This window comes from Aequoribacter fuscus (assembly GCF_009910365.1).
Classification (GTDB): Bacteria; Pseudomonadota; Gammaproteobacteria; order Pseudomonadales; family Halieaceae; genus Aequoribacter; species Aequoribacter fuscus.
The window spans coordinates 2,451,130-2,473,890 of the sequence record NZ_CP036423.1 but is presented as its reverse complement, the minus strand read 5'-3'; the positions used below and the strand labels follow the sequence as shown (position 1 = coordinate 2,473,890).

The window sequence follows — 22,761 nt, the reverse complement described above, 5'->3', positions numbered from 1 at the left end:
CATGTTAGCCACACTATCACGTTTACCAAAAGACAGTATTTTGGGCTTAGCCGCGCTTGCCAGAGCCGATGAACGTTCGAACAAAATTGATCTGACGGTGGGTGTGTACATGGACGATAACGGTCTCTGTCCGGTGATGCGCGCCGTGCAAGAGGCGCAACAGCAATTGGTACAGGCCGAGGTCTCTAAGGCGTATTTGCCTCCCCAGGGTGATCCGACCTTTGTGGCTGAGATGCCCAAGCTTGTGCTCGGTGCTGGACATCGCGCGTTGGTCGAGACCCGAACTGCAACGATCCAAACACCTGGCGGTTGTGGCGCTTTGCGCATCGCCTCGGAAGTGCTGGCAGTTGCAAATCCGTCAGCTAAGGTGTGGTTGCCCAATCCAACCTGGCCTGTGCATGAGCCTCTGCTTGGCAGCGTTGGTTTAAAATTTGCGCGCTATGACTATTACGACTATGCCACCCACAGCTTAAACTTCGAGCGTATGATGCAAGATTTACAGGGTGTAAAGGCGGGTGATGCGGTGCTGTTGCACGGCTGCTGCCACAACCCCTGTGGGGCGGATTTAAACGCCGAGCAATGGCAGATCGTGGCCGATTTGTTGCTAGAGCGCGGCGCGATTCCTTTGATCGACATCGCGTATCAGGGGCTGGGTGATGATTTGGAGCATGATGCTCTGGGGGTGCGTATGCTCGCCAGCCAGTTGCCCGAGGTGCTTATCGCGGCGTCGTGCTCCAAAAATCTAGGCCTGTATCGTGAGCGTACAGGTGCCACGATCTTTGTGACGCAATCTGCAGAGCACGCCGAGACCGCCCTATCGCAAGCGCTTGGTGCTGCGCGCCGTTTGTACAGTATGCCGCCGGCGCACGGCGCCATTTTGGCGGGTAAAGTGCTGGCGGATGCTCACTTAAATGCGATGTGGCAGCAAGAGCTTCAAAGCATGACGCAACGCATTCAAGGCTTGCGTAATCAGCTGAGTGTGGCGCTGACTGCTGCGACCGACTGTGATTTTAGTTTTGTCGCGCAAGAGAAGGGCATGTTTTCCTTTTTGGGCTTAACGCCTGCGCAGGTCTTGCAACTGCGTGAGGAGCAAGCCGTCTACATGCTCGATTCATCGCGTATCAACGTAGCAGGCTTAAAGGATGCGACGGTCGAGCCGCTAGCGCAGGCAATAGCGGGCGTGCTGCGCTAGTTCGAATCGAGCTCTAGCCAGCGCTCCATTTTTGCTTCGAGCTCGGCTTGCAGGTCGGCCAAGGCTTGGGTCTTTGCTTGGACTGCGTCGTGGCCTTGCTGGTAGAAGCTGGGCTCGGCCATCACGTTTTCTAGCTCGGCAATTTGAGTTTCGAGCGTATCAATCTGCTCAGGCAGGGCCTGCAGCTCGCGTTGCTCTTTGTATGACAGTTTGCGTTTGGTCGCTGGGGCCGCTGCGTTTGATGCTTGGACTTTAGGCGCTGGTGTGTTCGAATCGGAAGTCTGGGGTTTAGCGGCTTCGGCGCTTTCGTCTTTACTGTTAGGGTCTAGTGCCTTGAGCTTAAACCCTCGTGCTTCCCAATTGCTGAAACTGCCTGCGTGTTCGCTGACGCGACCGTCGTTTTCTACCACCAGTAAAGCGGTCACGGTATTGTCCATGAAGTCTCGGTCGTGACTTACCAGCAGCACTGTACCGGCAAAATTCAAAATTTGCTCTTCCAGTAGCTCCAGCGTTTCCATGTCGAGGTCGTTGGTGGGTTCGTCAAGCACCAAGACGTTGGCGGTTTGGGTAAACAGTCTGGCTAAGACTGCACGGTTTTTCTCGCCGCCTGACAAGGCGCCAATGGGTGTGTTGGCCCGTTCTTTAGCAAATAAAAACTCGGATAAATAGGAGTAGGCATGGCGTTTGTGGCCGTTGATTTCCACAAACGATTGTCCGCCGCACACGGCGTCCATGAGGCTCATGTCAGGGTCAAGTTCGGAACGTAACTGATCCGAATAGGCGATTTCAAGTTTTGTACCCAGCGATACCTTACCCGTCGTGGGGGTGAGCTTGCCCAGCAAGGTATTCAGTAGAGTCGTCTTACCGGCACCGTTGGCACCAACGATACCGATGCGGTCGCCGCGCTGCACAATTAAATTGATGTCTCGCAGGATGGTTTTGTCGCCCAGGCGGACCGATGCGTGCTCTACTTCGACCACGCGCTTACCCGAGCTCTGGGCATCGCCGATGCTGAAAGAGGCCTTGCCGGTGATCTCACGCCGTTCGGAGCGCTCTTTTCGCAAAGCTTCTAAGGCCCGCACACGCCCTTCGTTACGGGTACGCCGTGCTTTTATGCCCTGGCGAATCCAGACTTCCTCCTGCGCGAGTTTTTTGTCGAACTCAGCATTGGCTTTAGCCTCAGCGGCCTCCAAATGCTCTTTATAGTTCAGGAAGCCGCGGTAGTCGCCTTTCCAGACCTTGAGGTGTCCGCGGTCCAGCTCGGCAATGGTGTCGGCAATCTGCTGCAAGAAGCGGCGATCGTGCGTCACTAAAACAATGGCGCCTCGAAATTCTTTGAGCTGCTCTTCCAAAAATTCAATGGTAGGGATATCGAGATGGTTGGTGGGCTCGTCTAGAAACAGAATGTCAGGCTCAGAGACTAATGCTTTAGCTAGTGCGACTCGGCGCTTCCAGCCTCCGGAAAGTGATGCCAGTGTTTGCTCACCATCAATATTGAGCCGCGTCAGGGTTGCTTCGACTTTTTGCTGTAGGCGCCAACCATCTGACGATTCGATGATCTCCTGCAGCCTTTGCAGGCGCTCTAAGTCGTGCTCGGTCGCACTCATAGATAAGTGATGGTATTCGGCCAATGCGGGACCGAGCTCGCCCAAGCCCTCTGCCACCACCTCAAAGCACGTTGCATCACTCGCTTCGGGTAAATCTTGCTCGAGCATACCGAGTTTAACGCTGGGTCTCTGCCAACGTTCACCACTATCGGCTTGCACTAACCCTGCCAGTAATTTCATTAAGGTTGATTTGCCAGCGCCGTTGCGCCCAAGCAAACCCAGGCGTTGACCTCGGGTAATGGTTAGGTCGATGCCGTCAAAAATCTGGTGGGTACCGTACTGCAGGCTGATATTGGTCAGTGTTAATAATGGCATAAGGGTTCGCGAGTAAGAAAGCAGGCGTAGTTTACGCGTGCTAAGGGCACTTTACGAGGCGCATTTTCTACAAAAACCCACCCATTAGTACTCGGTTTCCGCTACTATTGGCGCCGTACGAATCGACAGGTAAGAATTATGACTGCTCGGGCTAACGAACGCCTTATTGCCAACTGGTTGACGCTGTGTTGTCTGGTCATTCTCGGAATGATTCTGCTCGGTGGTGTGACCCGCTTGACCCATTCGGGCTTATCGATGGTGGAGTGGCGCCCTCTGTTGGGTATTGTGCCCCCACTAACAGAAGCCGAGTGGATGCGCGTGTTCAATGAGTACAAGCTCTCGCCCGAGTACCAATTAATCAATTTTGGCATGGATTTGGATGGCTTTAAGTCCATTTTTTTGTACGAATATTTACATCGAGTGTTAGGGCGCCTGATAGGTCTGCTGTATTTTTTGCCACTCGCCTATTTCTGGGTCAAAGGCCGCATCCCTGCCGATATTAAAGGTCGCTTAGTGGTGTTCCTGATACTGGGTGGGTGCCAGGGACTGTTGGGCTGGTACATGGTAAAGTCTGGACTGGTCGAGGACCCGCGCGTCAGCCAGTATCGCTTGGCCGCGCACCTGGGCTTGGCGATCTTTCTGTATTGCTGCTTGGTATGGTTGGCGTTTGAACTGCATGCACGAGCGCGAGGCGTACAAAAACGTATCCAAACTGTTGTCTCCCCCTACGCCTTAGGTCTGGTTGTTTTGGTGTTTGTCATGGCTTTGAGTGGGGCTTTGGTCGCTGGCACACGCGCCGGCTTTGCTTACAGCACCTGGCCGTTGATGGGTAACAGCTTTATTCCAGAAGGGCTGTACTCGATGACCCCGTGGTGGCGCTCGATTTTTGAAGACATCACGACAGTGCAATTTAACCACCGCATGTTCGCCTACGTCTTAATCGCGCTGCTTGGCGCTTTTGCGGTGCGCTTGTGGCGTCAGGGTTTGGTGCTTCCAGCTATTTTTGTGGTGGTCGCATTAACGGCTCAAGTCCTGCTAGGGATATCGGCTTTACTAATGCATGTTCCGGTGGCTATTGGTGCTGCCCACCAAGTTGGCGCCGTCATTTTATTAACGGCCCTAATTTTTGCAGAACGCTCCCTCGTTTGGTCTAACGCGAAGGTTTAGGGTTAGGGCGGTCGCGCTTGGTGGCGGTCGCGCTGTCACCCGCCGAAATCGCGCGGGAAGGGGATTACACCCATTTGTCGGTGCTTAGATCGGTTCGGCGGCGCCCACTGCTTTTTCTGCGGTCGTCTTTGGTCAAGTCAAAACGGATCGATTCTCGACGATCCTTCAGTAGGCGTCTGTGGTAATAACGCCGCTCGGGACCAGTGTAAGCGACTTCTTCGCCTTGCTCTTCTTTTTTGACGCGGTCTTGCCAGCGAGAGCGCTGGCTGGTGAACGTGGGCCGGAAATCATTAGACATGAGCTATACCTCTCGCCTGCCTTATTGATTAAACTCGATGGGCGCCTTGTCTTCAGTTGCGCGATCTTCATTCGCTGGTGTTTCGGCCTCTTTGGAGGGCGTAGGTGCAATAATATTAGTCACCGCGGGCCCGGTAAAGCCGTTCACACCGGTGCGCACCAACGCTTTCCATTCATCAATGCTGGCCACGCCCTCTGAGAATACGCGAATATTCAGTGCGTCGAGTAGCTCAACCAAATTGCGCACCAATTTTTGGTTGGCGGGGTTTTGCTGTATGTCTCTAACAAAGGCGCTGTCGATCTTTAAGTAGTCGACACCGATTCGATTAAGCTTACCCATTTGAGCAATTTGGTATCCAGCGTGCTCGACGCCAAGTTTCACGCCCGAGTCTTTCAACGCTGCGGCAAGTTGCTTGAAGGCATCTAAGTTGCGGAAAACGACGGTCTCTTGGAACTCGATCCACAGTTTGCTGGCCCACATGTCGTTTTCTTTTAGGCGGCTGACCAACCATTCGGCGAAGCTACTGTCGGTCAGGGCAGAGAAGCTAAAGTTAATGCACACGTCCCGACCCGTGACTTGAATTTTTTGCAGGGCAAGTTCGATAACGACCTTGTCCAAGTTTTGCGACAAGTTGAGTCGACTAACCCAAGGGAGAAAGTCAGCCGCGGTATACTCATAATCGTCTAAGCCGATACGAACTGGCGCCTCGATGTGCACAAAATCGCCCTCGGCGTCCACTACGGGGAAATCACCCAGATAAAAGAGTTTCTCCGCGAACGCTCGATCTAGAGTCTCACGCCATTGTCCGACGGTTTCGTTGGCGCTTGACACCTGCTCGGTAGAGACTTCGGTGAGAGTCATTTGAGGCACGGTTGCCGACTCATTCTCCGCCAAGCAGGCATCCAAGCACGTCAGCAGTGAGCCAATGGTATCTTTGTGTTTAACGGCGCAGGCAGAGCCCGGCATACGAATGGCATCTTCTAAGCCCTGCTGTGCCACAACGTTCATCATGGTTTCGTGGATTTGTTGCGCGCTGAACGGGACGTCGTCTGTGCTAGGACACAAAATGGCAAAGTCTGACCCATTTAAACGCCCGGCGCTCCAGCCTCCCATGCGTAAGGTGAGTCGGCGCAGTGCTAGACCCATTTCGCGGATGAGGTTATCCATGACCACGCGCCCTTGGGCGCGGTTAAGCGCGGCAAGGTCCATGATTCGCACGAGGGCGAGCACCCCGGTTTGCTCTTGTCCTTGGCGCTTTAATTGCTCTTTTAAGGTGCCCAAGAAGGGCTCTCGGTTCATGAGTCCAGTAATTTTGTCTGTTTGACTTTCTAGGTTCCATTTTTCCAGTTTGCGCGCATCTTGCTGCAGGATAAGGCGGACTTTGTCGGCCAAAATGTTTAGTGCTTCCGCCAGTGGCCGGTATTCTGCAATAGGTGGTAGGGGGCGCGTTTCGAATTGTCGGTTGGCGATGGCTTCTGCATGGTCTTGAAGTGGTCTTAAACCCCGCGTTTGCAGTTTGATCAGTGCAATTCCACTAAACCCCAGTATTAACGAGGCAACTGAACAAAATATCAAGATGCGCAGGATGTTGTCCCACAGCAAGCTACTCGCGAAGGTCGGGTCGGTTTCGATAACAACGCGTTTTAGACTAGACCATTCACCGAGGATAAGCGCCTCGCCTTGTTCTACGGTTAAGTGTAACAGGGAACTGAAAGCATCTGGGGTAACACTGTCTAGCGAGCGCTGCCGCTGGTAGACGACTTTGCCGCTACCATCTTCGACTCGAATTAAGCTGTAATGGCCGAGATTGAATTGGTTGTCCACGACTTTTTCAAGCTCTGGGCCGCCGCCGCTAACACGGGCAAGCGCGCCAGCCAACACGGCGGCTGCATCGCTATTTTGATCGTTGATTTGCTCTTGTAAATGCTCTCGAGTGTGCAGGGTACTGAAAACTGAAATTCCGACAAAAACGGTGAGCATTGCCGCGACAACAATTAACCAAATGCGTTGGGTAAGTGACAGTGCAAGCATGATTAGTGCGTTTCCATAACAGGAAATCCTTGCGCTTCAAGTTTCGCTAGATAACGCTGGATTTGAGAAGGTTGATAATCGTTATCGGCTCGAAGTTCCTGCGGGTATCGGTAGTCAAAAGGCCGATAAGCCGCGACGGGGCGCAAGTCGGTGCGGCGCTCTGCGGGAATGATTCGAGTCTCTATCGAGTCCAAGATAAGTGGTGCATTGTCGTCGCCGCACAGGCAGAGCAACACCGTGTGACTGATAGGATTAGTCATGCTCGGTGTTGTGCCTTGTGCAACGGTATAAACGATCACGAGGCGTTCCGGATGAATGCCCAGCATCAACAGGCTTAGCAATTTGGCCAGCGCAAAGTCTTCGGAATCACCTTGTTCGTTGTTAAAGAGCTCGGTGGGTGTTGCCCAATAATGGCTCTCGCCCCAACTGTCCATATCGGATGCCAGCTGTGCAGATCGGTTGACGTAGTCGTTAACGCCTCGGAGCTTTAGTTCGAGCGGTTCGTTTTTGAGCTCGTTGATTTGATTTAACCAAGCACGTCCTTTGGCGTCTTTGACCTGGCCTTGACTCAAAAGATTATTGCTCAGCAATGACCAATCGATAGAGGCATAAGAGACGGAGGCGGCGCCAAAACATACGCTGGCCGCTGCAGAGAGCAGCAACTTCGGAAATTTGATGTATCGCCTCAAAGAGGTGCTTGCCGCCATGTTGGTTATCCGAACGCTGTCGCTAATCAAGCGATTTATCAGATGCTACCACGACTCGTTTGACTATGCATAGTTTGCCGGTTCTGTTATCGCCAAGCGGCGATCAGGCTTGGCAGGACCAGAGAGGTTAGTATCGCGCATATGGCCATGCTTAAACCTGCAAATGCGCCCGCGGCTGGACTTATTTGAAAGGCGCGGGCTGTGCCTACGCCGTGGGACAGCGTGCCCAGAGCCAAACCGATGGCCACGGGGTCTTGTACCCGCCAGCGGGTCAGGAGCCAAGGCCCAAGCATTGCGCCGATAATGCCCGTGCTGATAACGATGACCGCGACCAATGAGGCATTGCCCCCAATCAGATCGCTGATGCCAATGGCGACCGGTGTGGTAACGGATTTGGTCATCAAGGACATGAGGCTGACATCGTTCAGTTTTAAGCTCCAGCCCACTAAAAAAGCCACGCTTAGGTTGATGAGTGTCGCAGCGCCTAAAGACAGCACAAAGGGACGCCAAACTGCAGCTAGGCGCTTTCGCTCGCGATACAGTGGAATTGCGATAGCCACGGTGGCGAGCTCGAGTCCCTCTGACAAAATCCAAGTGTACGATCGGAAGTTCGAGTAGCTGACGTCGCGCCACAGTAAAAGCCCAATCATGAGGGCGCTGCTGGTCACCACTGGGTGCAAAAAGGGGGTGCTGTCAGCACGACGGTATAGCAGCAGCATGATGCTGTAAATACCGCAGGTGCAGGCCAGCCAAAACAAGAGATTGATGTTATGTGTCATGGCTAGCGTGTTTGCGGCCGAGCTTGGTGTACACCTGTATACAAACCCAAAATCCCGCAAGTGTAGAGACGAGCATGGCGGTAATAATGCCGAGCCCGTGCTGAGACAAAAGCGAGCCTAGGCTCATTAAACCCACGGCAGCGGGAATGAAGAGCAAATTCATATGCTGAAGTAAGGGGGTCGCAGCGTCGCTCAGGGGCTTAGGTATGTTGCCCAAGAATATCAAGAACATGAAGACAACCAACATGCCGATTACGGCCCCGGGAATTGGAATTGCGAATTGAACAACCAGATGGTTGCCGAGGGTCTTGGCAAGCCACAGTGTCATCAAGCCCACAGTCGCAAGCAACAACGTCGCAATATGCTTCATAAATGCTGTGGCGTAATTAAGGGCGCATAGCGCAAGTCTCGCAGAGAGGCGCAACCTGTCACGAAACAGCTAATTCTGAGCTGTTGCCGCCATTGCTCAAGGAATTCTGTAAGAGACTCTGTGCCATGATTTGCTGCCGCTAATATGGGCGATGCTGCGGAAGCAAACGAAGCGCCCAAACGAATACTCTTAGCGATATCTAGACCGGATCGTATGCCCCCGGATGCGATTAAGGTGAGCGACTCGCTTAGCGTCTCTTCCTGCTGTATCGATCTGAGTGAATCACGCAGATTGATACCAAAATTATGAAAGACTTCGCCTGTTTGGGCCTTGTTATCTGTGCGCGAGCGCTCGGTCTCGATCGCTGCCCAGCTGGTGCCGCCTGCGCCAGCAATATCTAGGTATTGGACGCCAACGTTCACCAGTTTTCTGGCAGTGCTCGGACCTAGGCCGTGGCCAACTTCTTTCACAATCACGGGTACCGGCGCAAGCGTGACCAGTGTCGCAATAGCGTCCAATACACCGCGCCATTGCGTATCGCCCTGTGACTGCAGAGCTTCTTGCAGCGGGTTTAAGTGCACAAAGATTCCGTCAGCCTCGGCGATGTCGATGCACTTTAAGGCATGGCTTAACCCTTCCGGCTGGACGAGCTGAGCACCGCCGATATTGGCCAGAATGGGTATGCTGGGCGCGATCGACCGGACTTGAAATGTAGAGCACTGTTCTGGTTGTTCGATGGCAATTCGCATCGACCCCAACCCCAAGGCCACGCCCGCCTGCTCGGCAGCCGCTGCTAAGGTTTGGTTGAGTTGGCGCGACGCGCGCGTGCCGCCACTCATGGACGCTATGATGAGTGGTTGCTGTAGCTCTTTCCCAAATAAGTGGCATCGCGTATCAATTTCGCTGAAATTCAGCTCGGGCAAGGCACAAGGTTCAAATTGAACCGAGTCCAGTCCGTTAGTGACCGACATTTGCATGGTGGGTAAGCCTGCCAAGGTTAAATGTTCACTTTTGCGATCGTTGATGGTGGACTGACTCATAGGTGAGTGCCGAATGAATACGTTCGGGGTAAATAATAGTCGATAAGTATCATGTGGGGCACTGTGAGTGCAAAAATTCCAACAAAGAATATACGAACCATTGCCGTGTCTAAACTGATCTCTGCGGGCATTATCGTAAATACCATCAAGGCAATGCCCAAGGTGAGGGCGGTAATGCCGCGTGCCAATCGTCTAGCGTTTGCTCTGTTTGAGAGTTGAGCGACTGTTTGTTGGGTATGCCTGCGGGCATGCCAAAAGCAGAAATACAAGCCCAGTGACCACAGTGGTGGGAGCAGCGGGACTAAAGCGAGTGCAAGCACCGGCGCAGCTAGGGATTTCACTTTTCGCGCTGCCAGTGCGACGTAAATTAGGGCGCAAAACCCCAGGGCCCACAAGGGCAAGATCACTGTGAGGCCGATTTTTATTAGCTCTGTGTCCGTCCTCAGTTGCGCAAAAATTGGCTCTGTCGAGGGCCAGTGTATCAGCGGCAAAAACAGTGTCCAAATGCCACCTCGAGCGATAATGTGCAGTTGCGGATGCGATAATTTCTGGTCGACGACGTCAGACTTTCCGAAGTGCCAGCAGCTCAGTGCTAAGAACAATACCATGGCGACGGTCGGTAAAGCGTACCAAACCATGATGCAAATAAGCGCAATCGCGCTATAGATGACAAAAGTAAACACCTGCCGATTTGGGGCGATGGTCATTTTTATCAGCGCAGCATCCAAGGCGCCATGTGGTACACCGAATAGTGCCATTAAAAGTATGGGTGTGACGACAGTGAACAGGCTGTGATCCATATCCTAAGCTTGCCATAAGGCGCGTATAAAAGGCCATTTTGGCGCGGTTATGATGGTGCGTAAACAGGGCCTCCACCCATCTTCGTCACACAAGAAGTGCGCCAAGGTGTCACCCGGCAGCCGCTTTGCCATAACCATAAACAGTTGGTAAATGGCCTCGGGCTGATGTTGTAGCACACGCAAAAACAGGGTGTCCATGAATCGCGCTCTATATGAGTAGACTTGCTCGGTCGTCAAGTCAGCCCCAAGCGCAAACGCCTTGGCGAGTTGAGTTATTTGGCGTTGGGTGCCATGCCAGGCATACCCGGTAGAGGCGCGTGATGAACCGCCGGCGATACCGCATCGCGCGAGTGTCCCGTCGGCGGGCGCTACCGGTCCCATGGGTAAAATGCCCGATTCAGTCTCGATGTGTTGCCAAGCGTTGTTCGGCGCTAGATGGTTCTCGATCCATTGTCCGATACACGCCTCGTAGTCGGCTTGTGCATAGAGTGTTGGGCTGAACGTCGTTGCTTCAATGAGCAGGTCATGGTCTGAGAGGGGTAAGGTATACACAAAGGTTAACCCGTCGTTGGCAATGGGGCGTGCGGTAAAGTCCATGAGCTGAGGCATAGTGTGTTCATGAGGGTTATCGCAACGAATGATACGCCCTACGAACTGTTGCTTTATGGTCGTGCTCGGGATCGCTGGCGGCCGTGTATCGACCAGCTGAGTCGACACTGCTCCCTGATCTTTGCAGATAAATTGGTAGCCCATCGATGTGCGCTCTACGCTATCGCACCTTTCTTTGATGCGCTGTATGCCGAGTAACTTGGCATGCTCCTCGAGCTGTTCTTTTAGACGTTTCCCATCGATTGCCGCGTAGTATGTGGTGTTGGCGTGTTGGGTGTAGACATTGCCGAATTTGTCGCGAAACCTCCATGTACTCCACTGTTTGTCAATGCAAGACTTAACGAACGCTGGGACAGTATTGTTGGACTCGATCCACGTGCTGATACGTTGAGGGCGCAGGTCCTCAGGCCCCACCAAGGTTACGTGTGCGCTCGGGTTTTCTTGCTTAAGTCGCGTAGCAAGACTTAAACCAGCGATACCCGCTCCTATAATTGCAACATCAGCCTTGAGGGTGGTCGACATGGGGCAGGCCTTCAAGGTTGGCGTGCAAGTGCGACTTATGACGCGTGGGCTTGGGCTGCAGCAGCACATACAGCAATGTGGGGAGGAGCTTCAGCGTTAACATCAGCTTCTCCATGGGGGCTATGACGGTGCGGCCCTCCCACCAAGCCAAGCGTCGATCCTGAAGTTTTCGGCCGATTGCTCGATACAAGTGAGCAGCGATAAATATCGCTACTCGGCTCCTTCTGGGAAGATAGGCCAGGCCGCAAAGCCCCGATTGATAGAAGACTTCTGCCCGCTGAAGCTGATCGGCAAGGGCATGTTGTACCCGTATTTTAATGGTCTCTGAGGCAAAACGAAGTTCTACGGGGGTGAGGTCAACCGGCAAGTAGCGTCGCCCGAGCTCGGCGTCTTCTAATACATCGCGGCAAATGTTGGTAAGCTGCATCGCTATCCCTAGGTCAATAGCAAACGGTAAGGCGCGCTCGTCACTCACGCCCAGTATGGGGCACATCATTAGGCCAACAGTGCCTGCGACGCGGAAACAGTAGCGATCGAGCTCGCTTTTACTCGTAATCGCGACCGACTCGGTATCGGTAATGAGGCCATCCAACAAACTCGCGAGCGCGGTAGCCGGAATTTGGTGCTGAGAGGTCAAGCGGCGCAGAGCCTCCCCGAGCGGGTAGTGGGTTGGTTGGTCGGCGTGCTCTAGGGCTAACTTCAGTGCTTTTAAGGTTTGTTTTTTGGTGAGTTTGGATTGCGTGGCTGAGTCGGCCAAGTCATCAAGTGCCCGGCAGCACGCATAGAGCTCAGCGGCCGCTTTGGCCTGTCGCCTGGTTAGGAAAAAAGAGGCCCAATAAAAGGTTTTGCCGTGCGAGGCCAATGTCTCCATGGTGCTTTCGGGCGCAGTGACTTGGTCGGACGTGAGAGGCTGCGTCACCATGGGTTCATGCTCCTTCGCCTCGCATGAGGTGCTCTACCACTTTGGCGGAGGACAGCACCCCCGGCAATCCGGCGCCGGGATGTGTGCCTGCGCCTGTGAAGTATAAGTTGCTCACATCGGGGTCGCGGTTGTGATAACGAAAATATGCAGACTGGGTGAGCGTCGGTGCGATCGAAAACCCCGCGCCATGCTCAGACCGGTACTGCGTTTTGAAATCCTCAGGCGTCATCCAAAATTCGGCGCAGATAGTGTCTGCAAGCCCCGGAAGGATGGTTTCATTCAATGCGGTCACAATCCGATCTCTCAGTCGCGGGCCTTCTACTTCCCAGTCGGTGCCAGATTTTAAATTAGAGACAGGGCACAGGACGTAAAAACTCTCGCAGCCCTCTGGAGCGAAGGTGGGATCCGTCGCCGTCGGACGGTGTAGGTACAGCGAGAAGTCATCTGGGACGATATGGTTGTCAAAAATATCCTCGAGTAATTCTTTGTGTCTAGGCCCCAGCCATATCGTGTGGTGCGCAATGTCGCTGTAAGTGGTGCGCGTGCCAAAGTAGAGTACAAACAGTCCCATCGAATACTGTGTGAGTGCTTCTGGGCGTCGAATGGGCTGGCGTTTAAGCGATTGGGGCAACAAAGCTCGATAAGCGTGGGGGGCATCTCCGTTAAAAACGACGTTATCGGCGCGTATTGTTTGACCCTGACTGGTCACTACACCTGTTGCACGGTGATTCTCGATAAGAATTTGCTCTATATCGCACTCAGTCTGGACCACTATGCCCTCTTCTTGCATTAGGGTTTTTAGTGCTGAAACCAGCGCGCCTGTTCCACCCATGCAAAAATGAATGCCCCATTGACGCTCTAAGTAATGTATTAGTGTATAGATCGAAGTCGTCGTATACGGATTGCCGCCGACCAGCAGTGGATGGACCGAAAATACTTTGCGCAAGTGCTCGTTACGAATGAATCGGCTCACCAAACCGAAAACGGTTCGGTAGCTTTGCAGGCGGATAAGCGCGGGCACCTGTTTGAGCATGGTCGTAAACGTGGTGAAGGGCTGTGCCGAGAGCTGTTCAAATCCGACTGCAAAAATCTTTTGGGACAGGGCGAGAAGTGATTGATAGCCAGCAACATCTTTGGGTTCGAATTTGGCGATTTCCGCAAATGTGTGCTCGATATCGCCTTTATAGGTGAACGATTTACCATCGTTAAAATAAAATTCGTACCACGTGTCCAAGGGCACAATGTCGGCATAATCGGCGAGATCTTTGTTGAACAGCTGGAAAAGCTCTTCAAACATAAATGGCGCAGTGATGACAGTTGGGCCGGCATCGTGACGGAATCCCTCGCGTTCGAAGACTTGTGCTCTTCCTCCGAGTTCGCTCAGTCGGTCAACCAGCGTAACCTGATGTCCGAGTGCGCGGCACCGCAGGGCGCTGGCAATACCTCCGAATCCGCCGCCAACAACCAAAGTACGAGTTTGATCAGTTGTCACGGTGTTTGCTCATGCAATGCCGAGTTTTGGTGAGTTCTAATGCAAGCCATTGATTAAGCGGGTTGATAACAGACTGTAGATTAGGGGGTAATCGCACGAGCGAAGCGCTGGCCATGTTGAAGTGGAAGTGCAAACGTTGTGCAGTATCTGAAAACGCATCGGACGCACACAGGCGCTGCCACCACTCTCTGGTTTCTACCGTATCGGCTATAATTTCTCCCGTCCTTATTTTGTCAGCCCAGAGCGAGAAGCGTGCCTTAAGGTGTTTGGGTAATGTCTCTGTGAAACTGGCGATCACGGCGTTAGGGCGGCAGTTCGCCAAATCGGAACAGGGTGCTTCAGCGCCATCTGAACCGCTGAAATTTCGAATGTCGTTAATCATCTGGAAGCACAGCGCTGCGTGATAAAAATAATGCTCTAGTTCTGCCTCGGGCGCGCTTTGCTGATTGATCAGAGCTGCGCCAACGACCCCCATGCCGAGTAGAGGGGCGGTTTTGCTGACAGCAATTTGCTCGTATTCAGACCACGCAGGGTAGCCGGCACTGGCAAATTCGGCGGCTTGGCCACCCACCAAAGCAGAGATGCTCGACGACAAAAGGTGGAGGCTTTCGGCACCCGCTCGCGCGGCAAACTCATAGGCTTTGGCGATTAAATAGTCTCCCAGACAGACGGCAACGGCCTCTCCGTACTGCCTAAAGGTTGTTTGCTGGCCTCGTCGCTTACTGTCTTTGTCGCATAGATCGTCGTGCACTAAGGACGCATTGTGCAAAAGTTCCACCGCCGCGGCCCAGGAAGACGCCGCCTGTGACGAGGATCCATACTGCCGCGCTGCCGAGTACGCCAGTTTGCCGCGTAAATGCTTGCCTCGCTTTTTAAAATGCTCACGACAGGGCTCGCGCAACGAAGAGGGCGCTTGTTGTACAGTCGTTTTGAACGCCCGTTCGAGCCCTTCTTCAACGCCCGACCTGCCTGCCGCGTGGGGAGGCGTCGGTGCTGCTGCGCCGCTTGCTACCGCTAAGATGGTCTGATCCATAGTCCAACCTTCAGTTATTTTTGTGTTGTTGGTATGGGGCATACGCACGCAAGCTTGCTAGAGGATCACTAGATCAAAAAAAATTTAAAAGTCAATTCCAGCTAAGTTTGGTTGCTAAAATTTTTTCCTATACAAAACAAAGGGTTGACTATTTTTTCTGGTGTTTCGTTATTTTTTTTGCGACGAAAGTGATCCAACTTGCGATGAGATGCGCATCAAACACGTGCATCTGCACTGTGGTAACAAGCGGTAAAATATCTCGAGATAAGAAAAATTGGAGAAATAGCTATGTTCAATAAAAGTGTAAACGTGTGGCACAAAGCAGGGGTAGTAGGCCTGTTAGCGCTCGGTTCTAGCTCTGTATTTGCAAGTACAATGCTGCAATCGGGTGACTTCGTAGGTTACTCGTTTTGGTTAATTTCTATGGCTCTGGCCGCGTCAACGATCTTCTTCTTGATGGAAGCTCTGCGAATGGGCGGCAAATGGGCAACAAGTTTGACAGTGTCGGCCTTGGTAACATTCATTGCTGCCTTCCACTACATGTACATGCGTGAAGTGTGGGTCAGTACGGGTGCGTCGCCAACCGACTTCCGATACATTGATTGGTTGCTGACAGTACCGCTGCTGATGATCGAGTTCTACTTGATTCTGGCCGCGATTACCAAAGTGTCAGGTGGTATTTTCTGGCGCTTGCTGATTGGTACGCTGGTCATGCTGGTACCCGGTTACATGGGCGAAGCGGGCTACCTAAATGTGACCGTTGGATTCGTCATCGGTATGTTAGGATGGTTCTATATTCTGTACGAAATTTTTGCGGGCGAAGCCAGCAAGGTTGCGGCAGCAGAAGCCACTGCGGCAGTTCAGAAGTCTTACGGTCTGATGAAATGGACAGTAACGATTGGCTGGGCAATTTACCCTATTGGCTACTTCTTGGGTTACTTGGCGGGTGGTACCGATCAGGGAACCCTGAATATCGTTTACAACCTAGCAGACGTGTTGAACAAGATCGCGTTTGGCTTGTTCATTTGGTACGCAGCAAACGAAGACACTTCAGCGAAAGCTTAAGTTCTAGGGTCCTTTCAAAGCCGCCGCGAGGCGGCTTTTTTCGTTGTAACCTGGCTGTGACGTCTGATCTAGGTGTCGAGCTGTTCTTTGTGGCGCTGATTTAGTGGTATTTTTTGCGAAAACCGAAAAAAACACCCCTCTTTTCAAAGAAAGTCACTCACCCCGGCGTAATTTCCTGTAAACTTGCGCGCGAAATTTTAAGTTGTATTTTTTAAACACTAAACTCGACGAGTAGACCAATGGCAGCAGATCTATCTTTATACAGAAATATTGGTATTTTCGCGCACGTGGACGCGGGTAAAACCACCACGACCGAACGTATCCTTAAGTTGACCGGTAAAATCCACCGTACCGGTGAGGTACACGATGGTGCAGCGACTACCGATTTCATGGAGCAGGAACAAGAGCGTGGTATTACCATTCAGTCAGCAGCGACAACCTGCTTCTGGAATGATCACCGCTTAAACATCATCGACACTCCCGGGCACGTTGACTTCACCGTAGAAGTGTACCGTTCGTTAAAAGTGTTGGACGGTGGTGTCGGTGTGTTCTGTGGTTCTGGTGGTGTTGAGCCTCAGTCAGAGACCAACTGGCGCTACGCCAACGAGTCAGAAGTCGCTCGTTTGATTTTCGTAAACAAATTAGACCGTTTGGGTGCCGATTTCTACCGCGTAGTGGATCAGGTGCGTGACGTATTGGCGGCTAACCCGTTGGTAATGACCTTGCCGATCGGTCGTGAAGACGATTTCGTAGGTGTGGTGGATGTATTAACCAAGAAAGCCTATATCTGGGATGACTCTGGTCAGCCAGAAAACTACGAAGTGACTGATGTGCCAGCCGACATGGTCGATGACGTCGATGCTTACCACGAGCAGCTGATTGAAACTGCCGTTGAGCAAGACGACGACTTAATGATGGCTTACATGGAAGGCGAGCAGCCTTCGATTGAAGACGTTAAACGTTGTATCCGTGAAGGCACTCGCAAACTCGACTTCTTCCCAACCTTCTGTGGTTCAGCCTTTAAAAATAAAGGCATTCAGTTGGTATTGGATGCGGTTGTTGACTATCTGCCCAGCCCAACCGAAGTTGATCCTCAGGATCTCACCGACGAAGAAGGTAACCCAACAGGTAAAGTGGCTACCGTTTCTGTGGACGAGCCGTTCCGCGCTTTGGCGTTCAAAATCATGGACGACCGTTTTGGCGCTTTGACCTTTATTCGCGTTTACTCGGGTAAGTTGAAAAAGGGCGATACCATTCTGAACTCCGCTACGGGTAAAACTGAGCGAATTGGTCGAATGGTAGAAATGCACGCGAACGAACGTAACGAGATCGACAGCGTCCAGGCGGGTGATATTTTTGCCTGTATCGGTATGAAGAACGTTCAAACGGGTCACACACTGTGCTCTGTCGATAACCCCTGTACGCTGGAAGCGATGGTGTTCCCAGAGCCTGTGATTTCGATCGCTGTTGCGCCGAAAGACAAAGGTGGTTCAGAGAAAATGGGTATCGCGATCGGTAAAATGATTGCTGAGGATCCATCGTTCCGCGTTGAGACTGACGAAGACTCAGGTGAGACCATCCTCAAAGGTATGGGTGAGTTACACTTGGATATTAAGATCGACATTCTCAAGCGTACCTATGGTGTGGAATTAGTCGTGGGTCAGCCTCAGGTTGCCTATCGCGAGACCATCACCCAGGCAGTGGAAGACAGCTACACCCACAAGAAGCAGTCGGGTGGCTCTGGTCAGTACGGTAAAATTGACTACCGCATCCGTCCCGGCGAAGTCGGCAGTGGCTTCACCTTTAAGTCGACGGTTGTGGGCGGTAACGTTCCCAAAGAGTTCTTCCCAGCGATTGAGAAGGGCTTCGAGAATATGATGGCTGAAGGGCCGTTGGCTCGCTTCCCTGTACTCGACGTAGAAGTCGAGCTATACGATGGTTCTTACCATGCGGTTGACTCATCGGCGATTGCGTTTGAATTGGCAGCTCGTGGCGCCTATCGTCAGTCGATGTCAAAAGCCGGTCCTCAGTTGATCGAGCCCATCATGAAAGTGGATGTGTTCACGCCTGAAGATCACGTGGGTGATGTTATTGGTGACTTGAACCGTCGTCGTGGCATGATCAAAGACCAAATGCCATCGTCTACCGGTGTTCGTGTAAAAGCCGATGTACCTCTGTCTGAGATGTTTGGTTATATCGGTCACTTGCGCACCATGACCTCGGGTCGCGGCCAGTTTTCGATGGAGTTTTCGCACTACCTACCATGCCCAGCAGCGGTGTCGGCCAAGGTAATCGAAGAAGCCAAAGCGCGTCGTGAAGCGAAAAATAAGTAGGTCTTAGGGCCTGACTCTGAAAACCCGGCTAAGCCGGGTTTTTTTATGCCCGCGAAAAAGACGCTGAATTACGTTTTGAAGCGCTGGCGCAATCCCATACAATGTGGCGTTTGTTCAGGGGGTTACAAATAGTGACGGATAAGACGCAGTTAATTGAAGGCTTGAACGGGCATGCGCCAGGCTTCATTCGTATGCTGGGCGGGCGTATTGTTGATGTCGATTTAGAGCAGGCGACCTGCGTGTTCGAATTTAATATCAGCAGGGACTTTTGCCACAGTATTGATATCGTGCAAGGTGGATTTATCACCGCGATGCTGGATGCGGCGATGTCGCACGCTATTTTTGCTGTTGATCAAAGCATAACGGCGGTATCCTCGCTCGAGATTAAGACGTCTTACCTGGCACCGACTCGCGCCGGGTGTTTGCGAGTGGAGGGTCGTGTAATTAAAGCGAGCTACAAAACGGCCTTTTTCGAGGGATCTATTACCAACAGTGAGGGCGAATTGACGGCGACGTCGAGCTCTGTAGCGAAACTTGGCAGGGCAAAATAATGTTGGCTTGCAATAGTGCGACGACTTCAAGATGAGGTGGTAGCTACGACTGGACTTGAACCAGTGACCCCAGCATTATGAATGCTGTGCTCTAACCAACTGAGCTACGTAGCCACAATGTTTGCTTTGCCACTTAAATGCAGTGAAAAGCGGGTGAGATCTCGAAAATGCGCTGCATTTTTGAGAGCGCGAATAGTGCGGATTTTTCGCTTTTTTGTCAAGCCTTTCAGGTGTTTTTCACACTGACATTTTCTCGCACTGCTTCTACAATACTCACCTCTTCCGTCTGAGTTTGCTTGTTATGTCCACTGCCTCTTTATCGCTATTAGAGCAGCGCTTTGCGAAGCTGCGCGCGAATAAACTATTCGAGCTTTCGGTGATCGCTATTATCGTTTTTTCTGCCTTGATCATAGGCGTTAAAACCTACCCGTTGCCAGCATGGACGCAGCCCGTGATTGTCGGCCTAGACTGGGCAATTACCTTATTCTTTTTGGTTGAAATCACCATTCGGTTCTTAGGTGATCCTAGTAAAAGGACATTTTTCAAGAATGCTTGGAACGTCTTCGATACACTTATCGTAGTGGTAAGCCTAATCCCCATTGAAGACTCCGAATTGGCCTTGATTGGGCGCTTGGTACGCATTTTTCGAGTGCTCAGGATGGTGTCTATTATCCCCGAGTTGCGCACCTTGATCACTTCATTACTGGTGGCATTGCCGCAGCTAGGCTATGTGATGCTGATGATGTTTATAATTTTCTATATTTACGCCGCCGTGGGCGCCACGTTTTTTGCAGCGATTAATCCCGAGCTTTGGGGCGATATTGCCATCAGTATGCTGACGTTATTTCGTGTGATGACCTTTGAGGATTGGACTGATGTTATGTATGAGACGATGTCGGTATATCCACTGAGCTGGGCTTACTATTTGAGTTTTATTTTTCTATCTGCTTTTGCGTTTTTGAATATGATCATCGGTATTGTGGTGAATGTCTTGGAAGGCGAGCATAAAAAGATTGCGGCAGCCGAGGCAGAAGCGGCTGGAGAGCCAACCTTGCAGGATTTAAAGGCAGAGCTAGCGGAAATCAAATCCCTGCTGCAGGCGCGCTCTGAGACGCCTCAGTAGGGTTCAGTGATGGCTAAGTCGGTAACACCTAGCCCTTGTGCGCTGTGTGGTGCCAGCAGGCAGCTGACATTTCACCATTTAATCCCGCGCAAACTGCACAGGCGAACCAGCTTTAAAAAGCACTACAGTCGCGAGTATTTAAATCGAGGTATCGACATTTGCCAGCCCTGTCATCGCGGTTTGCATAAGCTTTATGATGAAATGGCCCTGGGTAAACGTCTGTATACCCTAGAGTTGCTGCTATCGGATGATGCGGTGCGGCGGCACGTTCAGTGGAGTGCAAAGCAAAAGCGTTAGTTTACTTTGCGTCGCGGTGCGCCTGGGATCGGTGGTGACAGGCCTTGTGTGAACTGAGGCCGCCGCTCGATGCAACAGCCTCAACAGGTCACTATACGTTGAAGCGGAAGTGAATAACGTCGCCGTCTTTGACGATGTAGTCCTTGCCCTCGAGGCGCCATTTGCCGGCCTCTTTTGCGCCGGCTTCACCTTTGTACTGAATAAAATCGTTGTAGCCAATAACCTCGGCGCGGATAAAGCCTTTTTGGAAGTCAGTGTGAATGACGCCCGCCGCCTCGGGGGCTGTCGCACCCACTTTAACCGTCCACGCACGAACTTCTTTGACGCCGGCGGTAAAGTACGTCTGTAAGCCCAAAAGCTGATAGCCGGCACGAATCACCCGATCAAGTCCGGGCTCTTCCATGCCAAGGTCTGCCAAAAATTCGGCGCGCTCGTCGTCTTCAAGTTCGGCGATCTCGGACTCTAATTTATTGCAAATTACGACCACAATCGCGTTCTCATCTGCCGCAATCGCTTTGACTTGGTCGACGTATTCATTGCCGTCAACACCTTCTTCGTCGACATTGGCGATATACATGGTTGGCTTAACCGTGAGTAAATGCAGCGTTCTGACTAGGGCTCTCTGGTTGTCATCTAGGGCCAACGCGCGAACTGGCTTGGCTTCGTTGAGGTGGGGGAGTAACACGTCTTCTAACAGCGCTTTCATCGCGACCGCTTCTTTGTCGCCACTTTTTGCCGTGCGCACCACCTTTTGCAGCTGCTTCTCGCAGCTTTCTAAATCTGCCAGAGCCAGTTCGGTGTTAATCACCTCAATGTCCTCGGCAGGGTTTACCTTGTTGGCAACGTGAATAACGTTGTCGTCGGAGAAGCAGCGGACAACGTGCGCGATGGCATCGGTTTCGCGGATATTTGCTAAAAATTGGTTGCCTAGGCCCTCGCCCTTCGAGGCACCAGCGACGAGGCCGGCGATATCCACGAACTCCATCGTGGTCGAGACTTCGCGCTCAGGCTTCACCAGCTTTGAGATCTCGGTTTGTCGAGGGTCGGGCACAGGGACTACGCCGGAATTTGGTTCGATGGTGCAGAAGGGAAAGTTCTCAGCATCAATGCCGGCTTTGGTGAGCGCATTGAAAAGCGTGGATTTGCCGACGTTAGGTAATCCTACTATGCCGCATTTAAAACCCATATTGAGTGTCCTTTAAGCTACTTAACTGCAATGCTGTGCAGTTGGTTCATGGCTTTAGCGAGGTCATCAGCAAGCACGTAAGTCAGTGTCTGCTCGGCCTCATGAATAATGTGTTCGATGGCGGTTTTGTCGCCTTGGTCGGGCTTGCTGAGCACGTAATTACTGACAGCTTTGGCGTGACCTGGGTGTCCAATGCCGATGCGAAGCCTAAGAAAATCTGACTTGTTACCGAGCGCTGGGATAATATCGCGCAGACCATTATGGCCGCCGTGACCTCCGCCGTCTTTAAAGCGAGCAATACCGGGGCTTAGATCGAGTTCGTCGTGAACAACAAGCACTTGTGTGCTTTGCAGTTTGTAAAAATTTACCGCGGCTGCGACCGATTTGCCACTGCGGTTCATAAAGGTGTCTGGTAATAACAGTAATAGCTCATGCGAGCCAATGACTATTTTGCTGGTTCGGCCAAAGAGTTTGGCGTCGGATTTCCACTGGCCATTGTGATGTTTTGCTAGGCTCTCTACAAACCAAGACCCGGCATTGTGCCGGGTCTGGTCGTATTGGGTGCCGGGGTTGCACAAGCCCACTATCAAGCGAATCGTCATGCTGCGCAAGCCCAGTAGAGAAAGCGATTACTCGCTGTCAGCTTCGTCCGAGCTGTCGCCTGAGGCGGCCGCGCCACCTTTAGGTGGTGTCACTGAGGCAACGGCTAGATCGTGGTCTGCGCCGAGGCTTAATGCAACCGAGGTTACGCCTTTAGGGAGCGTCAGGTCAGATAGGTGGACAATTGCGCCAACTTCTACATTAGTCATGTCGACTTCAATGAACTCTGGAATGTCTTTGGGCAGGCACGACACTTCGATTTCAGTCATCTGATGCTGAACCATACCACCACCAATTTTAACGCCTTTGCAGGTGTCTTCGTTGGTAAAGTGCAGGGGCACCTGTACTTTAATGGCTTCGCCCGCGACAACGCGTAAGAAATCTAAGTGCACCACTTTGTTGGTGGCGGGGTGGCGCTGCAAGTCCTTTAGTACCGCGCTTTCGGTGTGATCACCAAAATTCAAGGTCAAAACGTGGCTATAAAACGCCTCGTTTTCCAATGACTTTTCGATGTCTTTTGACACAACCGATACGCTTACTGGGTCTTTGTGACCGCCGTAAACAACACCGGGTACAAGGTTCTCTAGGCGACGTAGGCGGCGGCTCGCACCTTTCCCTATATCGCTTCGAGCAGATACTGCTACTTCAAATTGATCAGACATAGTCTTCTCCTTCATAAGCTTCTTAAGTACCTGCGACCGATACGAAAGAAGGGCTCAAAA

Annotated in this window: 22 protein-coding genes and 1 tRNA gene; 7 read left to right on the top strand and 16 right to left on the bottom strand. The window is 52.2% G+C overall.

Going from position 1 to position 22,761, the window contains the following annotated elements:
* The first annotated feature begins 1 nt into the window (after window position 1).
* Entirely contained in the window at window positions 2–1,192 is a 1,191-nt protein-coding gene (locus tag EYZ66_RS11130) for an amino acid aminotransferase (protein WP_009576767.1), read from the top strand.
* On the opposite strand, the gene EYZ66_RS11125 is transcribed toward EYZ66_RS11130, so the two are convergent.
* Complete coding sequence (locus EYZ66_RS11125; RefSeq protein WP_009576766.1) at window positions 1,189–3,114, bottom strand: ATP-binding cassette domain-containing protein; 1,926 nt, start codon at window positions 3,112–3,114, stop codon at window positions 1,189–1,191. The genes EYZ66_RS11130 and EYZ66_RS11125 overlap by 4 nt on opposite strands.
* A 138-nt stretch (window positions 3,115–3,252) precedes the next feature.
* On the opposite strand from EYZ66_RS11125, the gene EYZ66_RS11120 reads away from it, so the two are divergent.
* Window positions 3,253–4,281 (top strand): COX15/CtaA family protein, encoded by a 1,029-nt coding sequence (locus tag EYZ66_RS11120; protein WP_009576765.1) that lies wholly within the window; start codon window positions 3,253–3,255, stop codon window positions 4,279–4,281.
* 64 nt (window positions 4,282–4,345) lie between these two features.
* On the opposite strand, the gene EYZ66_RS11115 is transcribed toward EYZ66_RS11120, so the two are convergent.
* From EYZ66_RS11115 to EYZ66_RS11065, 11 genes are all read right to left on the bottom strand, one after another.
* Window positions 4,346–4,579, bottom strand: coding sequence for a hypothetical protein (locus tag EYZ66_RS11115; protein ID WP_009576764.1), 234 nt, complete (start codon window positions 4,577–4,579; stop codon window positions 4,346–4,348).
* Window positions 4,580–4,600: 21 nt separating this feature from the next.
* Window positions 4,601–6,610, bottom strand: coding sequence for a bifunctional diguanylate cyclase/phosphodiesterase (locus EYZ66_RS11110; RefSeq protein WP_009576763.1), 2,010 nt, complete (start codon window positions 6,608–6,610; stop codon window positions 4,601–4,603).
* 2 nt (window positions 6,611–6,612) lie between these two features.
* Window positions 6,613–7,317: a transglutaminase-like cysteine peptidase gene (locus EYZ66_RS11105; RefSeq protein ID WP_009576762.1), complete on the bottom strand. Its 705-nt coding sequence runs from the start codon at window positions 7,315–7,317 to the stop codon at window positions 6,613–6,615.
* 86 nt (window positions 7,318–7,403) lie between these two features.
* A complete protein-coding gene (locus EYZ66_RS11100; RefSeq protein ID WP_009576761.1) occupies window positions 7,404–8,096 on the bottom strand; it encodes an LrgB family protein in 693 nt (230 codons plus the stop codon).
* Window positions 8,086–8,466 (bottom strand): CidA/LrgA family protein, encoded by a 381-nt coding sequence (locus tag EYZ66_RS11095; protein WP_009576760.1) that lies wholly within the window; start codon window positions 8,464–8,466, stop codon window positions 8,086–8,088. Before EYZ66_RS11095 ends, EYZ66_RS11100 begins: the two co-directional genes overlap by 11 nt.
* Window positions 8,463–9,506, bottom strand: a complete 1,044-nt coding sequence (gene fni, locus EYZ66_RS11090; RefSeq protein ID WP_009576759.1) for a type 2 isopentenyl-diphosphate Delta-isomerase — start codon at window positions 9,504–9,506, stop codon at window positions 8,463–8,465. The genes EYZ66_RS11095 and fni overlap by 4 nt, the downstream gene beginning before the upstream one ends.
* On the bottom strand, window positions 9,503–10,306 hold the full coding sequence (locus tag EYZ66_RS11085) for a Brp/Blh family beta-carotene 15,15'-dioxygenase (protein WP_009576758.1): 804 nt from the start codon (window positions 10,304–10,306) through the stop codon (window positions 9,503–9,505). Before EYZ66_RS11085 ends, fni begins: the two co-directional genes overlap by 4 nt.
* 3 nt (window positions 10,307–10,309) lie before the next feature.
* Window positions 10,310–11,437: a lycopene cyclase family protein gene (locus EYZ66_RS11080; RefSeq protein ID WP_009576757.1), complete on the bottom strand. Its 1,128-nt coding sequence runs from the start codon at window positions 11,435–11,437 to the stop codon at window positions 10,310–10,312.
* Window positions 11,415–12,359, bottom strand: a complete 945-nt coding sequence (locus tag EYZ66_RS11075) for a phytoene/squalene synthase family protein (RefSeq protein ID WP_009576756.1) — start codon at window positions 12,357–12,359, stop codon at window positions 11,415–11,417. Before EYZ66_RS11075 ends, EYZ66_RS11080 begins: the two co-directional genes overlap by 23 nt.
* A gap of 4 nt (window positions 12,360–12,363) precedes the next feature.
* Complete coding sequence (crtI, locus tag EYZ66_RS11070) at window positions 12,364–13,851, bottom strand: phytoene desaturase family protein (RefSeq protein ID WP_009576755.1); 1,488 nt, start codon at window positions 13,849–13,851, stop codon at window positions 12,364–12,366.
* Window positions 13,841–14,884, bottom strand: coding sequence for a polyprenyl synthetase family protein (locus EYZ66_RS11065; protein WP_050793461.1), 1,044 nt, complete (start codon window positions 14,882–14,884; stop codon window positions 13,841–13,843). Before EYZ66_RS11065 ends, crtI begins: the two co-directional genes overlap by 11 nt.
* 288 nt (window positions 14,885–15,172) lie before the next feature.
* On the opposite strand from EYZ66_RS11065, the gene EYZ66_RS11060 reads away from it, so the two are divergent.
* The 3 genes from EYZ66_RS11060 to EYZ66_RS11050 all read left to right on the top strand — a co-directional run bounded on the left by EYZ66_RS11060 (window position 15,173) and on the right by EYZ66_RS11050 (window position 18,833).
* Window positions 15,173–15,949, top strand: coding sequence for a bacteriorhodopsin (locus tag EYZ66_RS11060; protein WP_050793460.1), 777 nt, complete (start codon window positions 15,173–15,175; stop codon window positions 15,947–15,949).
* A 239-nt stretch (window positions 15,950–16,188) separates the two neighbouring features.
* Complete coding sequence (gene fusA / locus EYZ66_RS11055) at window positions 16,189–18,282, top strand: elongation factor G (protein WP_009576751.1); 2,094 nt, start codon at window positions 16,189–16,191, stop codon at window positions 18,280–18,282.
* A gap of 131 nt (window positions 18,283–18,413) precedes the next feature.
* Window positions 18,414–18,833 (top strand): PaaI family thioesterase, encoded by a 420-nt coding sequence (locus EYZ66_RS11050; RefSeq protein WP_040817280.1) that lies wholly within the window; start codon window positions 18,414–18,416, stop codon window positions 18,831–18,833.
* Window positions 18,834–18,870: 37 nt separating this feature from the next.
* Here EYZ66_RS11050 and EYZ66_RS11045 read toward each other — a convergent pair.
* A tRNA-Met gene (locus EYZ66_RS11045) sits at window positions 18,871–18,947 on the bottom strand.
* Between the two features lie 187 nt (window positions 18,948–19,134).
* Here EYZ66_RS11045 and EYZ66_RS11040 point away from each other — a divergent pair.
* Together EYZ66_RS11040 and EYZ66_RS11035 are read left to right on the top strand one after the other, a co-directional pair.
* A complete protein-coding gene (locus EYZ66_RS11040) occupies window positions 19,135–19,956 on the top strand; it encodes an ion transporter (protein ID WP_009576748.1) in 822 nt (273 codons plus the stop codon).
* 9 nt (window positions 19,957–19,965) lie between these two features.
* Window positions 19,966–20,253 carry a hypothetical protein gene (locus EYZ66_RS11035; RefSeq protein WP_009576747.1) on the top strand — a complete coding sequence of 96 codons (288 nt, stop codon included), beginning with the start codon at window positions 19,966–19,968 and terminating at the stop codon, window positions 20,251–20,253.
* Window positions 20,254–20,344: 91 nt separating this feature from the next.
* On the opposite strand, the gene ychF is transcribed toward EYZ66_RS11035, so the two are convergent.
* The 3 genes from ychF to EYZ66_RS11020 are packed head-to-tail and all read right to left on the bottom strand — an operon-like array spanning window position 20,345 to window position 22,701.
* Complete coding sequence (ychF, locus tag EYZ66_RS11030; protein WP_009576746.1) at window positions 20,345–21,439, bottom strand: redox-regulated ATPase YchF; 1,095 nt, start codon at window positions 21,437–21,439, stop codon at window positions 20,345–20,347.
* A 17-nt stretch (window positions 21,440–21,456) separates the two neighbouring features.
* A complete protein-coding gene (pth, locus tag EYZ66_RS11025; RefSeq protein WP_009576745.1) occupies window positions 21,457–22,041 on the bottom strand; it encodes an aminoacyl-tRNA hydrolase in 585 nt (194 codons plus the stop codon).
* A 27-nt stretch (window positions 22,042–22,068) separates the two neighbouring features.
* Window positions 22,069–22,701, bottom strand: coding sequence for a 50S ribosomal protein L25/general stress protein Ctc (locus EYZ66_RS11020; RefSeq protein WP_009576744.1), 633 nt, complete (start codon window positions 22,699–22,701; stop codon window positions 22,069–22,071).
* Window positions 22,702–22,761 lie beyond the last annotated feature (60 nt).